Source organism: Streptococcus agalactiae, assembly GCF_949788565.1.
GTDB classification, from domain to species: Bacteria; Bacillota; Bacilli; order Lactobacillales; family Streptococcaceae; genus Streptococcus; species Streptococcus agalactiae.
The window spans coordinates 627,634-641,463 of the sequence record NZ_OX460931.1 but is presented as its reverse complement, the minus strand read 5'-3'; the positions used below and the strand labels follow the sequence as shown (position 1 = coordinate 641,463).

Here is a 13,830-nt window from a genome sequence, read left to right as displayed (position 1 = left end):
CTAACTAAAGGGTTTACATTTACTATTGTAACATAAAATAAGGCTGAAAATCCAAAAAACAGAAGGGATCCCCTTCTGTTTTCTAATTGGTCATTTCTTGAGCTTCTTTTAATTTTACAGAAACAATTTTGGAAACGCCTGATTCTTGCATCGTTACCCCATAGATACTATCAGCAGCAGACATAGTCCCTTTTCGGTGAGTAACAACGATAAATTGACTTGATTTATCAAATCGATTAAGATAATCGCCAAATCGCTTAACATTTGCTTCATCTAAAGCGGCCTCAACTTCATCCAAGATGACAAATGGAATTGTCTTAACACGGATAATGGCAAATAATAATGCTAACGCTGATAATGCTTTTTCACCACCTGACATCAAGTTTAAAGACTGGATTTTTTTACCAGGAGGTTGAACCGAAATATCAACCCCAGCTGATAATAAATCACCTTCTGTCAGAATAAGGTCCGCAGAACCTCCACCAAACATCTGTACAAAGGTTTCTTTGAAACTATGACGAATGGCTTCAAATGTCGATTTAAAACGAGTCTTAACTTCATCATCCATATCTGTAATCGTCTCTAGTAATAAATTTTTGGCATGAACTAAGTCGTCTCGCTGTGTGTTAAGGAAGGTCAATCGTTCATGAACTTCTTCAAATTGAGCAATTGCATCAATATTAACAGGTCCTAAAGCTTTAATTTTAGCTTGTAGAGATTTCAATTGTTCACGCGCCATCAAAATATCTTCCAAGACATTTGCTTTTACCTTCGCTTCATCCAATGTCATCTGATAGTCTTCTGATAATTGACGTGAGAATATCATCAATTGTTGAGATAATTGTTCACATTGTGACTCTAATTGAGCTTGCTGACGAATAAGACTTTCATTTTTTTGTCCCTCTTTAGCCAGAGAAGCAGCTAAATCATCTAAAGCAGCTTCACAATCCTCCAATTCAAAACGGAGACTCACAAGCTTTTCTTCGTCATTTTCTCTTCTATTATTTACTTGTAGCAACTGTTTTTCTATACGTGGAAGCTCTTCTTTGTCTAATTGACTGTCCTGATGGCTTAGTAATGTTTGTAAATTACTAATGTCACGTTTTATTTCAGACAAGGTAATCTCTAGACGTGTACAGTTGGCACGTTCAAATTTCTGCTCGTTTAGCAAATCACGTTCTTCTAGCTGTGCCTCTGACAATAATGTTGTTAGATTATTGACTTTTTCTTGAATTGAATCTTTATCTTCCTTAATTTGAGCAATTGAAGTTGTCAACTCTTCTTTTTTAATAGCAAATTGTTCAAGTTCTTTTTCTAAACGATTTTTTTCATTTTCAGAAGTAGTTTGTTCCAACGCCCCGCTGCTTAATTGCAAGCCATTATATAGTTTATTTAAATCAGCAAGCTTTTCTGATAGTTGTTGATACTCTATATCAGCTCTTTGTTCCTCAAGACGAGCTTGTTCTCCATCATTCTTAAGTTGTGCTAAGGTTTCTTGTTTCTCTTTGAGTTGCTCTAACAATGTGGCAACTTCTTTTTCTTGAATTAATTGTTTACTTTGTGCCTGTTTCAATTCTTTTTTTAGATTATCCAATTCAGGCTTGATAAAAACAGTATTATTTTGACGATTTGCTCCCCCTGAGTACGACCCTCCAGGGCGTAACTCTGTTCCATCTAAGGTTACTAAACGTACTTGATAATTCAATTGTCTCGCAGCTACATTAGCATTATCAACCGTATCAAAAATAGCAGTTAACCCTAAGTTATTTTTAAAAATGTTTGACAAGCGTTGATCATAGGTTACCAATTCACTAGCTATTCCTAAAAACCCTTGAGAACTTTGTAATTTTGAGAGATAATGTTGTGCTAATTCTCTTGGTTTTATTGTAGTTAAAGGCAGAAATGTCGCTCTACCTTGGCGGTTTTTCTTTAAAAAAGCAATTGAACGTTTGGCAGCACTCTCGTCTTCAACAATGATGTGTTGGCTGCTACCTCCCAAAGCTATCTCCAATGCTGTTTGGTAATGTTTGTCAAAGCTAAGATGCTCACTAACAGCACCTATGATACCTCCAAGCTGGTCCTTAGCCTGTAGAACTGACTTCACTCCAGCATAGAAATTACTATGATTTTTCAAAATAGATTCTAAACTCGAAATACGTGCTTGCTTTGATTTGATTTCATCTAAATGATCAAATAAAATTGACTGCTGATTCTTATACTCACCTTCTAGATTTTGCAAGGTTTGACCTAAATCTTGGTAGTGAGATAATAACTGACGAACATTCTTCTTTGCAGCCTCAAATCGTTCCAATGCTACCTTTGCGTTACTTTTTAATACTTCTAAATTTTTGCTAACTTCTTGTATTTCTTGAGATTTAGCTTGAGAAGCTTGTTTTTGATTCTCTATATCAGCTAGTAAAGCTGTTAAAGCGTTTGAAGTGTCGGCTTCTTCTTGCATCAAGGTAACAAAGTCTTCTCGAAGTTTTTCAATAATCTGATCCGGATTAGTTGAAAAACGCTCCAAGGAACTTTCTGTACTAACAATTTCTGATCTTATTTGGGCTATTTTTTCCGACAGAGTAGTTAACTCTATATTTTTTTGGGTAATCTGGTCACTACAATCTTTAGCTTTAATTTCTAACTCTGCTAAGCGTTGACCTGCCTCTTCTTTTTTTTCAGCCTTTTGGTTTGACTCTAAACGAATCAGATCAATTTGGCGTTCCAAATCTGACTTTAACTTTGTAACGTCTAAAAGAGCTAACTGTTTAGCCTCAATTTCTTCAGATAAATGGTGACGTTTCTGTTTTAACGATTGATTTTCATCTTCAAGGGACTGACGTTGTTGGTAATAAGTTGCTAACTCTTTTCTTACTGTCAATAGCTTTTCCTCAACAGTAGTTAAATCTGATTGATGTTGTAAAATATCTTCAATCAAAATAGATAAGTGGAGTCCTTGTCGTTCCTCATCTAATACTAAAAAACGCTTGGCAATACTTGCTTGTTTTTCTAATGGTTGAACTTGCATGTCCAATTCATAAATAATATCCTCTAAGCGATCTAAGTTCCCTTGAGTTTGTTCTAATTTGGATTGTGTTTCTTTCTTACGTGTTTTGTATTTCAGAACACCAGCGGCTTCTTCAAATATGGCACGGCGCTCTTCTGGTTTACTATTAAAAATAGCTTCAACGCGTCCTTGGGAAATAATAGAAAAAGAATCTCTTCCTAATCCAGTATCCATAAATAAATCATGAATATCACGTAAGCGAACTTTGCGTCCATCTATTAAATATTCACTATCTCCGTTTCGAAAAATACGACGTTCAACTCGAACTTCGTCAGCTATATTTTCGATAAAATGGTCGCTATTATCTAAAGTAACACTCACTTGCGCATAATTAAGGGGCTTACGATTTTCTGTACCAGCAAATATAACGTCTGGCATCTTACCTCCTCGTAAACTTTTTGCGCTTGATTCTCCCAATGCCCAACGTAAACTCTCTGTGATATTACTTTTACCTGATCCATTTGGACCTACAACAGCAGTAACTCCTTGATCAAATTCTACCTTAGTTTTATCCGCAAAGGACTTAAAGCCTTGCATTTCAATTTCTTTTAAAAACATGATTTCCTCATTGTAACGTTGCTAAAGCATTTTTGGCAGCGTCTTGTTCAGCAGCTTTCTTTGATCGTCCAATTCCTTGGCTCAAATTTTCTTGGTTGACAGATACAGTCACCTCAAATTCCTTTGCATGTGCTGGACCACTTTCATTAGTAACTTGATAATCTATTTTTACATCCCCATGAGATTGAAGTAATTCTTGCAAGCTTGTCTTGTAATCTTTAACACGCTCATAGGTCCCTTTTTCAACGTGAGGGATCATTACCTTGTTAACAAAGGCATGAACCACTTCAACACCTTTATCTAATAATAAAGCTCCTAAAAAAGCCTCAAATAAATCTCCTAAAATAGTGTCACGATTACGTCCACCAGATTTTTCTTCTCCTTTTCCAAGTTTAATATAGTGATCAAAGCCACATAGACGTGAAAAACCTGCAAGACTTTCCTCACGAACAATCATTGAACGTAATTTTGATAAATCACCTTCTGCCTTTTGAGGGTACTTTGTAAAAAGATACTGTGAAATAAGTAATTGTAGAACAGCGTCTCCTAAAAATTCCAAACGTTCATTATGTGAAATGTTTAGGAGGCGATGCTCATTTGCGTATGATGTATGGGTAAAAGCTGTATCTAATAATTCTTGATTAGCAAAAACAATACCATAGTCTTTTTCCAGCTTTGATCTTAATTCTTTCATTTTTTTCTCCTTGATTTCAATCATAGATAAAATATTAAACAAATACCATTATACCACAGTTGACAAATAATCAAACATTTTGGAAGTTAAACCTATCTTCCAAAGAAAACGTTTCCTTAATTACATATTTGAATATTCAACAAAAGACTAGGATACACACCTAGTCTCTTGTTAACTATTCATCAATTTTATCAGGTACTACATAAAAAAGCACATAAGTTCCTACAATAGTTCCAATCAATAATCCCAGTTTGAGCCACATTAGAGGAGCAAAATAGATTGAAATTCCCATCAAGATATAAATTTGCCAAATCATTGACTTTTTACGCGCTGGGGCAATACTTCTGCTTTCAACAAAATCTGCAGCGTAGTATTTATAAACTTTAGTTTGACGCAACCAAATATCAAATTTTTCAGAGCTTCTCGAAAAGCAAAAAGCTGAAAGCAATACTAATGGAGTCGTTGGAACTACCGGCAAGACAATACCTGCAATGCCTATCCCTAAACTAATAAATCCTAAACTAATGTAAAAAATCTTTTTCAATCTTAAATCCTCGTCAGTGGGGTAGCTGAATCAGGTGAAGTATCGTGAACAGAAAAATCTGTGCCCACACCAAAGTCAGCTCTCATTAAATTGTTTTCCATAGTCATGTGAGCAAGTTCCTTAATATTATTTTCCTTACTCAAGTGTCCTAAATAGATGTGTTTAGTACGGTTACCTATAGTGCGAATCATGGTTTCTGAACCATCTTCATTAGATAAATGTCCTTTATCTGATAAAATACGTTGCTTAAGTGTCCAAGGATAAGAACCCGAACGTAGAATCTCAATGTCGTGATTTGACTCGATCAAATAACCATCTGCATTCTCAATCAAGCCTGCCATTCGGTCGCTAACATATCCTGTATCTGTCAACATCACAAAGCTCTTATCATCTTTCATCATACGGTAAAATTGGGGATCCACAGCATCATGACTTACACCAAAGCTCTCAATATCTAAATCCCCGAAAGTTAAGGTTTTACCGCGTCCAAAAACATGCTTTTGACTAACATCAACTTTGCCTAACATGTTACGCTCATCCATAACTTTCCACGTCTGCTCATTGGCATAAATATCAAGGTGATATTTCCTAGCCAATACGCCAACACCTTTAATGTGGTCAGAATGTTCATGGGTAACTAGTATAGCATCTAAATCTTCTGGTTTACGATTAATTTCTGCAAGAAGGCTAGTCACTTTCTTGCCTGTTAAACCAGCGTCAATTAAAAGACGTTTTTGGGGTGTCTCAATATAAAAACAATTTCCAGTTGAACCTGAAGCTAAGATACTATATTTAAATCCTATTTCTGACATGTTTTAATCTTCAACGTCCTCCCATTCTTCATAAGTTACAGCATCTTTATCATAAGGCAAGACTATTGTAAAAGTAGACCCTTTACCATACTCACTCTTAGCCCAAATAAATCCCTTATGCTGCTTAACAATTTCTTTTGCAATTGACAAACCAAGTCCAGTCCCACCCTGTTGACGACTTCTCGCCTTATCAACACGATAAAAACGATCAAAGATGAGAGGTAAATCTTTTTTGGGAATACCTAAGCCTTGGTCTGATATTGATAAAATCATCTGCGTTTTAGTTGTGCGTAGATTAACTGTGATCTTACCACCATCTGGTGAATACTTGACTGCATTATTTAAAATGTTATCAATCACTTGAGTCATCTTATCTGTATCAATTTCCACCCAAATTGACTTAAGAGGATAATCTCTGACAATTTCATAAACTTTTCCTGTGACTGTTTTTTGATTTCTAATCTGATCAAATCGATTCAAAATTGAGGTCATGAAAGCTGTAAAATTCGTCATTTCAACATCTAAATGCGTTACTTCATTATCAATGCGCGATAAACTTAATAAATCTGATATCATACGCATCATACGATTTGTTTCATCTAGAGATACCTTAATGAAGCTTGGAGCAACTTCTTCATTAAGCGCTCCCTCATCTAAAGCTTCTAAATAAGATTTTACAGATGTCAAAGGTGTACGAAGTTCATGAGAAACATTAGATACAAAAAGTCTTCTTTCACGCTCTTCTTTCTCTTGCTCAGTAGCATCGTGTGACACTGCAACTAAACCGGAAATAAAACCACTTTCACGACGGTTCAAAGCAAATCGAATCCGTAAGGTAACAAATTCACCGTTTTCATCACGTCTATTAAGAACTACCTCTGGCGTTTTAGAGACTAAATCTTGGAACGAATATGGACTTCCCGACCCTAACATATCAACAATATTCATTGATAAAGCTTCATCATATGCTAGATTGAACTGCTGTTGGGCTGTCTCATTAATCATAACGATTTTTCCTGAACGATCTGTAGCCAGCACACCGTCAGTCATATAAGTTAAGATACTTGCTAAGCGATTCTTTTCTTGTTCTAAGTTATCATGTGCCATTCGGAAGACATCAGATAAATCATTTAGACTTTCACCTAATTCTACCAAATCTGCATCACCTTGAATTAGAATACTATCTGAATAATTTCCTGCTATCAAATCTCTGACTTTCCAATTCAAAAGCCGGATATTTTTAGACATTTTAAAATCTCTAACCGCTAGATAAACAAAATAAACAGCAACAAAAACTAGTAAAAAAAGTAAGGCTAGCTCAAACGACCTAATATTTGCAGCACTATTATTCATAAGACTTCATGTAATAACCTACACCACGTCGAGTCAAAATATATTCTGGACGACCAGGAGTATCTTCAATCTTTTCACGTAAACGTCTCACCGTCACATCAACTGTACGGACATCTCCAAAATAATCATATCCCCAAACTGTTTCCAATAAATGTTCGCGTGTCATGACTTGTCCGATATGTGTCGCTAAATGGTGAAGTAATTCAAATTCTCGGTGCGTTAATTCAATTTCTTCGCCACGTTTCTTAGCAATAAAGGCATCTGGTAAAATTTGCAACTCACCAATAGTAATATCTGAAGAAGCATTTTGAGCACTTTCTTCTGCTACAGCTGTTTCAATATTTTCAGTACGTCGTAAATGTGCTTTGACCCGTGCCAAAAGTTCACGATTTGAAAAAGGTTTAGTAACATAATCATCTGCACCGATTTCTAAACCAATGACTTTGTCAAACTCACTGTCTTTTGCAGAAAGCATAATAATAGGAATATGGCTGGTTTTACGAACTTCCTTAGCCACTTCTAAACCATCTAGTTCAGGAAGCATTAAATCCAAAATGATTAAATCTGGTTGAAATTCTGCATATTGTACTAAAGCTTCACGGCCATCGAAAGCTGTCGCCGTCTCATATCCTTCTTTGGTTAAATTAAATTTGATAATATCTGAAATTGGTTTTTCATCATCAACGATAAGTATTTTTTTCATATTTTACCTCTATTACTTTCTGGTCTCCCACTTCCATTCATAAACTGAAAAATAAAAGTGACCGAAAATATGATAATATGGGCCTAAAGCACCACTATTATCACTAATTATAACAGATTTCCTAGTTAATTGGAAACTTTCAATACATCCTATTAAACTGAAAAATAAATGATACGAGAACGTAATATTTTTACTAAAAATACCGCTCTAAAAATAGCAATATTTAAATCAATCCTACTCTTTAATATTCTGAATTTATTGACAAGCTCACAAACAGGTGATACACTTATCTATAATGTTAGGTAACCTAACAATAAACTGTTATTTTAGGAGGTTCTTATGTCACTCATATCTTATAAGAATGTTAACAAGTATTATGGAGATTATCACGCCCTTCGTCAGATTAATTTGGAAATAGAGCCAGGGCAAGTGGTTGTTCTATTAGGACCTTCTGGATCAGGTAAATCAACACTTATTAGAACAATGAACGCTCTCGAATCTATTGACGATGGTAGTTTGGTCGTGAATGGACATGAATTAGCAAATATTTCATCTAAAGAATTGGTCAACCTCCGTAAAGAAGTTGGTATGGTTTTTCAACATTTTAACCTTTATCCTCACAAAACCGTGTTAGAAAATATTACATTAACTCCTATTAAAGTATTAAAACAATCTAAAAAAGAAGCTATGGAAATTGCTGAAAAATATTTAAAATTTGTCAATATGTGGGAAAGAAAAGATTCCTACCCATCTATGCTATCAGGTGGTCAAAAACAAAGAATTGCTATTGCTAGAGGGCTTGCCATGCATCCAAAACTCCTCCTCTTTGATGAGCCTACCTCTGCCCTTGATCCCGAAACCATCGGAGACGTTCTTTCAGTGATGCAAAAATTGGCAAATGACGGAATGAATATGGTCGTTGTAACTCATGAAATGGGATTTGCACGAGAAGTTGCTGATCGTATTATTTTTATGGCTGATGGGGAAATTTTAGTGGATACTACAGATGTACAAGACTTTTTTGATAATCCCAGAGAACCACGTGCTAAACAATTTTTAAGCAACATTATCAACCATACCAGTACTGACCTTTAGGAGGACGAAATATGCTGAGACGAAAAAGATTAACGTTCTATCTATTATCCTGTATTTTTATTTTCCTGTTATTTTATCCTAACTCAACGTCAGCTAATCAATTATCAGAAATCAAAAAATCGGGCGTCCTTAAAGTTGGAGTCAAACAAGATGTGCCTAACTTTGGTTATTATAATGCTGAGACGAATCAATACGAAGGAATGGAAATTGATATTGCCAAAAAAATTGCCAAATCCTTAGGTGTCAAACCAGTTTTTGTACCGACAACCGCACAAACCAGAGAGCCTCTGATGGACAATGGGCAAATTGATATTCTAATCGCAACATACACTATCACGCCCGAAAGAAAAGCTAACTATAATATTTCTAAAGCTTATTATCACGATGAAATTGGATTTTTGGTGCGTAAAAATAGTCATATCAAAACTATAAAAGAATTGGATGGTAAACACATTGGTGTGGCTCAAGGTGCCACTACAAAAGTCAATTTAGAAAAATATGCTAAAGAACACAAGCTAAAATTTAGCTATGCTCAATTAGGGAGTTTCCCAGAATTAGCGATATCGCTGTACGCTAATCGTATTGATGCTTTTTCAGTTGATAAATCTATCCTTAGCGGCTACCTTAGCCCTCATACAACCATATTAAAAGAAGGGTTCAATACGCAAGAATACGGTATTGCAACCAGTAAACAGGACAAAGTCTTGATTCCCTACGTTAATAAGTTACTGGTATCATGGGAAAAAGATGGTAGTTTAAAACACATTTATCAAAAATTTAAGCTTAAACCCGCTAAAGTAAAAAAAGAATAGGGAGGATTTTTTATGACTTTATTAAACATCAGTCCTTTTGCCATTTCAAGGTGGGGCGCTTTCTTTAACCATTTCGACCTATTCTTTAAAGGCTTCTTATATACTCTAGGTATTTCGTTTGGTGCACTCCTACTTGCTCTGATATTAGGAATTCTCTCTGGTGGTTTATCAACTTCTAAAAGTAAAGTTGGTAAGTTGATATCACGTATCTATGTTGAAGTTTTTCAAAACACACCTCTTTTAGTTCAAATGGTTTTTGTCTACTATGGACTAGCAATCATTAGTAATGGACATGTTATGATTAGTGCTTTTTTCACCGCCGTTTTGTGCGTTGGACTATACCATGGTGCCTATATTTCTGAAGTTATTCGCTCAGGAATTGAAGCTGTCCCTAAAGGACAAACAGAGGCTGCTTTAGCTCAAGGATTCACAGCTAATCAAACCATGCAACTTATCATTTTGCCTCAAGCTGTCAGAACAATTTTACCACCAATGACCAACCAAGTTGTTAATCTAATCAAGAATACCTCTACCGTAGCAATCATTTCTGGAGCCGATATCATGTTTGTAGCTAAGGCCTGGGCTTATGATACGACTAATTATATCCCAGCTTTTGCAGGAGCTGCTATCTTCTATTTTGTTATTTGTTTCCCACTAGCAAGCTGGGCAAGAAAACAAGAAGAATTAAATAAGAAAACTTATTCTTAAGGAGGTTTGATATGTCATCAGTCTTAACACTAACAAATATACTATTTCTCCTTCAAGGGTTCGGTTTAACCTTATATATATCTTTTATTTCCATTTTACTATCAATGTTTTTTGGAACTCTATTAGCAATTATGAGAAATAGCAAAAATCCTATCTGGAAATTAATAGCTAGTATCTATATCGAATTTGTCAGAAATGTTCCAAATCTACTTTGGATTTTTATCATTTTCTTAGTATTCCAGATGAAATCAGTCAGCGCTGGTATTACTTCGTTTACAATTTTTACCTCCGCTGCTTTAGCAGAAATTATTCGGGGAGGTTTAAATGGAGTCGATAAAGGACAAACAGAAGCTGGACTTTCTCAAGGATTCACTTATTTGCAAGTTTTCATTATTATTATTTTCCCACAAGCTTTTCGCAAAATGTTGCCAGCCATTATTTCTCAGTTTGTAACGGTTATAAAAGATACATCACTACTTTATTCTGTTATAGCTATTCAAGAAATCTTCGGAAAAAGTCAAATTCTAATGGGAAGATATTTCGAAGCTGGACAAGTTTTTACACTCTACGCTATTATAACTGCTGTCTATTTCATTACAAACTTTATCATCTCAAGTTTTTCACGTAAACTTTCAAAACGTTGGGAGCAAGCTACTGAGTAATTAAAACGAAGGCCTTTTAGACCTTCGTTTTTTTATATCTTATTTAAATTAATCATTCATATGATCTCTAGAACGTTCAATGATTTTTCCAGTTTCTGAATCAATTTGATAATCAACTTCATTTTTATTTTTCAGGTCCACAAAGTCAATATCATAAACTGATTTTCCATTTTCAATTTCTTCTTTGATCTTAAGATTACTGACTTCTGATTCCTCTATATTAGCATCTTTAAATGCAATCTTTTTGGCTTCTTCTTGACTTATTTTATGAGATTTTTGACTTGACGATGAACTTGACTGAGAAGTAGATTTTGAAAAGCCATTATTATCCATGTCCCGCTCAAGGATTTGTCCAGTCTTAGCATCTACATGATAGCTGTATTCTGCACTTTTGGTATTGAATTCAATTTCGTAGCTCCCTCTAAAGTTTTCAAATTCTTTGTCAATTTTTTGATGTATGACATCCTTCTTAGCCACTTTAGCATCTTTATAAGCAATAGCTAACGCTTGATTAGTTGTCTTTTGGAATTGTGATTGGTAAAATAATACACCACCTCCAAGGATAACAACAAGGACTAAAAGAACTCCTAAAAAAACTTTATTTTTTTTAATCATACAGCACCTTCTTTCTATTATTCAATTATATTTTAACATAAGCTAGACACTTTTTCAATTTTGACCACTCGTTTATAAAAACATGTGGTCAATAAAAACCATTTGACATTAATACCTCAAATTAAAAGATACCATAGTACTATGGTATCTTTTAATAGTATATGTATCAGTTGATGCGCATTTTCTGCACAGCCTTCTTCAAGTATTTGACTTGTTTATCAACCGATTGCTTAGCACTACGCCTTCCAAATGCGTAATATCCTTTTTTATTGAAATAACTACAATCGTAATCCTCTTCTTTAAAGAAAAACCATTTCCTTCTAGATAGATTTGGCGATCTATAACCTCTAGTCATATCGTTTCGAAATTTTGGGTCTAACTTTACAGGATCAACATCTAATTCTTTATGACGTGTATTATTTTTAAAAGCATAATTAAAGCTAGCACCATTGATAATGCCATTACGTGTGATTACTTCTGCGTCAATCTCGTTTAAAAAGTTTCCTTTGTCGTCAATAATAAATTCCGTATGGAATGAAATTAAAAGCTTACTATTAATAACCGGCTCATCATCTGGGAAACCAAAGATTTCACCATTTCTCCGACGTTTATTATGCAAGCGAGCAGATTCATAGTAGGTGATACTATCTGGTTCTCTTAAACATGATAGGTAGTTTACTAAAGCATCTCTATCAGTCATACCAACATCTTTAAAGTATCGTCGAACATACTGTGCTTGCTGACTAGAAATCAAATAGCGGAATTGATGGAGTTTCCTATTTAATACAGTATCTTCGGCTAGACTATTCCCAGGAAAAGAATCATAAATAACTTGTGATAAGGCTATCCAGAAATCATCATGTGGAGCTAACTCATCTGAAAACTGTGCGACCAAGTATTGTGTTTCTGATAATTCTCCTGACAATTCAGTTGGCATTTTAGCCTGCTCTAACACGAATTCTAAAGCTTTGAGGGATGCTTGTAAACTTAAAGAAGTCCAAAAATACTTAAAAATAGGAGAGCCAACTTTTATATCATCAATAGCCTTGAGTCCCTTTAAAAAGAGTAATAGATCATCTTTAGGTATGCTCCATTTATCTGCTAAAGACAGTATCATTTTTATATTTTGATAATAATTTTCTATCCCTTCAACTGTAAAAGGAATATTAAGAGCGGTCTTTGCCATATCTCTCCTCTCCAATTTTACTTATTATAGCAAAAAGGAAAGCTTAAAACCAAGAAATATCTTCACTAAAAAATGGCTCTTACTAGCCATTATATTTTTAAACAAGATACTGCGGTTTTTCGATTTTATATCCTACTCCTCTAAGTGTTTTTATATATTTAGGATATTTACTATCATCTTCGATTTTGTCACGGATATTAGAAATATGCACCATAATCGTTGTCTCATCACCTTCTAAATACCTACCATTAATCTTCTCATAGAGTTGTGTTTTAGTATAAATCCTTCCTGGTGATGACATTAAGATATGAAGAATCTTAAATTCTGTAGCAGTCAACTTGATATGTTTACCATTTTTAGTTAGTTCAACATGTTCCTCATCTAATTCCAATTCCCCTATCTTTATAAATTGATTTTTAGGTTTGGCAAGACTATTGAATTCATAGTAACGACGCAGTTGCGAATTAATTCGAGCTAAAACCTCCAAAGAATTAAACGGTTTCGTGATAAAATCATCTGCTCCAATATTCAATCCTAATATTCTGTCCATATCTGTTGTCTTAGCTGCTAGCATAATAATAGGAATCTGACTATCTTGACGAATGAGTCGCGTCAACTCATATCCATCTATTTTAGGTAGCGTAATATCTATGATTGCTAAATCAATCTGATGTTGCTGAAATAAAGAAAAAGCCTCCTCACCATCACTAGCCATCACAACCTTATAAAGAGCTCCCTCTAAATACGACCTTAATAACTCTATTGTTTCGTCATCACCTTGCACTACTAATACTGTTCGCAATGCTCCATACCCCTTTTTATTAATACTATTTTCCTTTATGTGTCAATCATATTAATTATACCAAAAAAATCTAATTTTGTGAATGTTATATGAGATTATTTATCTATAATTAGCTTATAATTAAACATAAAGAAAAAAATTAGCATCTAAAAAACTGATTCTGTATCATACAGTAATCAGTTCACATCATTTATTAATGATTTTTATAATGACTAATAAAAT

13 protein-coding genes are annotated in these 13,830 nt (G+C 34.5%); 4 read left to right on the top strand and 9 right to left on the bottom strand.

Features of this window, described 5'->3' with window-relative positions; translation table 11 throughout:
* Positions 1–82: 82 nt before the first annotated feature.
* The 6 genes from smc to yycF all read right to left on the bottom strand — a co-directional run bounded on the left by smc (position 83) and on the right by yycF (position 7,728).
* Positions 83–3,622, bottom strand: a complete 3,540-nt coding sequence (gene smc, locus QOR44_RS03455) for a chromosome segregation protein SMC (protein WP_000478794.1) — start codon at positions 3,620–3,622, stop codon at positions 83–85.
* Between the two features lie 7 nt (positions 3,623–3,629).
* On the bottom strand, positions 3,630–4,316 hold the full coding sequence (gene rnc, locus QOR44_RS03450; RefSeq protein ID WP_000661526.1) for a ribonuclease III: 687 nt from the start codon (positions 4,314–4,316) through the stop codon (positions 3,630–3,632).
* 175 nt (positions 4,317–4,491) lie between these two features.
* Positions 4,492–4,860: a YbaN family protein gene (locus QOR44_RS03445; protein ID WP_000719384.1), complete on the bottom strand. Its 369-nt coding sequence runs from the start codon at positions 4,858–4,860 to the stop codon at positions 4,492–4,494.
* A gap of 2 nt (positions 4,861–4,862) precedes the next feature.
* The gene (locus QOR44_RS03440; protein WP_001289497.1) at positions 4,863–5,672 is read right to left on the bottom strand and encodes an MBL fold metallo-hydrolase; all 810 of its coding nucleotides are present in this window, start codon (positions 5,670–5,672) and stop codon (positions 4,863–4,865) included.
* A gap of 3 nt (positions 5,673–5,675) precedes the next feature.
* Positions 5,676–7,025, bottom strand: coding sequence for a cell wall metabolism sensor histidine kinase VicK (gene vicK / locus QOR44_RS03435; RefSeq protein ID WP_001065469.1), 1,350 nt, complete (start codon positions 7,023–7,025; stop codon positions 5,676–5,678).
* A complete protein-coding gene (gene yycF / locus QOR44_RS03430; protein WP_000722052.1) occupies positions 7,018–7,728 on the bottom strand; it encodes a response regulator YycF in 711 nt (236 codons plus the stop codon). The genes vicK and yycF overlap by 8 nt, the downstream gene beginning before the upstream one ends.
* Before the next feature lie 339 nt (positions 7,729–8,067).
* Between yycF and QOR44_RS03425 the strand changes: the two genes are divergently transcribed.
* Genes QOR44_RS03425 through QOR44_RS03410 form a run of 4 tightly spaced genes read left to right on the top strand, consistent with a single transcriptional unit; the run spans position 8,068 to position 11,005 of the window.
* Complete coding sequence (locus QOR44_RS03425; protein ID WP_000053151.1) at positions 8,068–8,823, top strand: amino acid ABC transporter ATP-binding protein; 756 nt, start codon at positions 8,068–8,070, stop codon at positions 8,821–8,823.
* 11 nt (positions 8,824–8,834) lie between these two features.
* The gene (locus QOR44_RS03420) at positions 8,835–9,635 is read left to right on the top strand and encodes a transporter substrate-binding domain-containing protein (protein ID WP_000946165.1); all 801 of its coding nucleotides are present in this window, start codon (positions 8,835–8,837) and stop codon (positions 9,633–9,635) included.
* A 12-nt stretch (positions 9,636–9,647) separates the two neighbouring features.
* Positions 9,648–10,343 carry an amino acid ABC transporter permease gene (locus QOR44_RS03415; RefSeq protein WP_000173642.1) on the top strand — a complete coding sequence of 232 codons (696 nt, stop codon included), beginning with the start codon at positions 9,648–9,650 and terminating at the stop codon, positions 10,341–10,343.
* An 11-nt stretch (positions 10,344–10,354) separates the two neighbouring features.
* Positions 10,355–11,005, top strand: coding sequence for an amino acid ABC transporter permease (locus QOR44_RS03410; protein WP_000100034.1), 651 nt, complete (start codon positions 10,355–10,357; stop codon positions 11,003–11,005).
* Between the two features lie 48 nt (positions 11,006–11,053).
* On the opposite strand, the gene QOR44_RS03405 is transcribed toward QOR44_RS03410, so the two are convergent.
* The 3 genes from QOR44_RS03405 to QOR44_RS03395 form a co-directional block, all read right to left on the bottom strand.
* Positions 11,054–11,620, bottom strand: coding sequence for a PepSY domain-containing protein (locus QOR44_RS03405; RefSeq protein WP_000592390.1), 567 nt, complete (start codon positions 11,618–11,620; stop codon positions 11,054–11,056).
* Between the two features lie 166 nt (positions 11,621–11,786).
* Positions 11,787–12,806, bottom strand: coding sequence for a DUF3114 domain-containing protein (locus QOR44_RS03400; protein ID WP_141444570.1), 1,020 nt, complete (start codon positions 12,804–12,806; stop codon positions 11,787–11,789).
* Positions 12,807–12,903: 97 nt separating this feature from the next.
* Entirely contained in the window at positions 12,904–13,608 is a 705-nt protein-coding gene (locus QOR44_RS03395) for a response regulator transcription factor (RefSeq protein WP_001261248.1), read from the bottom strand.
* Between the last annotated feature and the right edge of the window lie 222 nt (positions 13,609–13,830).

Bases quoted from the DNA above. Each gene is read 5' to 3' on its own strand.
- QOR44_RS03420 (WP_000946165.1), top strand. From the start codon at position 8,835: ATGCTGAGACGAAAAAGATTAACGTTCTATCTATTATCCTGTATTTTT.
- QOR44_RS03410 (WP_000100034.1), top strand. From the start codon at position 10,355: ATGTCATCAGTCTTAACACTAACAAATATACTATTTCTCCTTCAAGGG.
- QOR44_RS03405 (WP_000592390.1), bottom strand. From the start codon at position 11,620: ATGATTAAAAAAAATAAAGTTTTTTTAGGAGTTCTTTTAGTCCTTGTT.
- QOR44_RS03415 (WP_000173642.1), top strand. From the start codon at position 9,648: ATGACTTTATTAAACATCAGTCCTTTTGCCATTTCAAGGTGGGGCGCT.
- smc (WP_000478794.1), bottom strand. From the start codon at position 3,622: ATGTTTTTAAAAGAAATTGAAATGCAAGGCTTTAAGTCCTTTGCGGAT.
- QOR44_RS03400 (WP_141444570.1), bottom strand. From the start codon at position 12,806: ATGGCAAAGACCGCTCTTAATATTCCTTTTACAGTTGAAGGGATAGAA.
- yycF (WP_000722052.1), bottom strand. From the start codon at position 7,728: ATGAAAAAAATACTTATCGTTGATGATGAAAAACCAATTTCAGATATT.
- QOR44_RS03440 (WP_001289497.1), bottom strand. From the start codon at position 5,672: ATGTCAGAAATAGGATTTAAATATAGTATCTTAGCTTCAGGTTCAACT.
- rnc (WP_000661526.1), bottom strand. From the start codon at position 4,316: ATGAAAGAATTAAGATCAAAGCTGGAAAAAGACTATGGTATTGTTTTT.
- QOR44_RS03425 (WP_000053151.1), top strand. From the start codon at position 8,068: ATGTCACTCATATCTTATAAGAATGTTAACAAGTATTATGGAGATTAT.
- vicK (WP_001065469.1), bottom strand. From the start codon at position 7,025: ATGAATAATAGTGCTGCAAATATTAGGTCGTTTGAGCTAGCCTTACTT.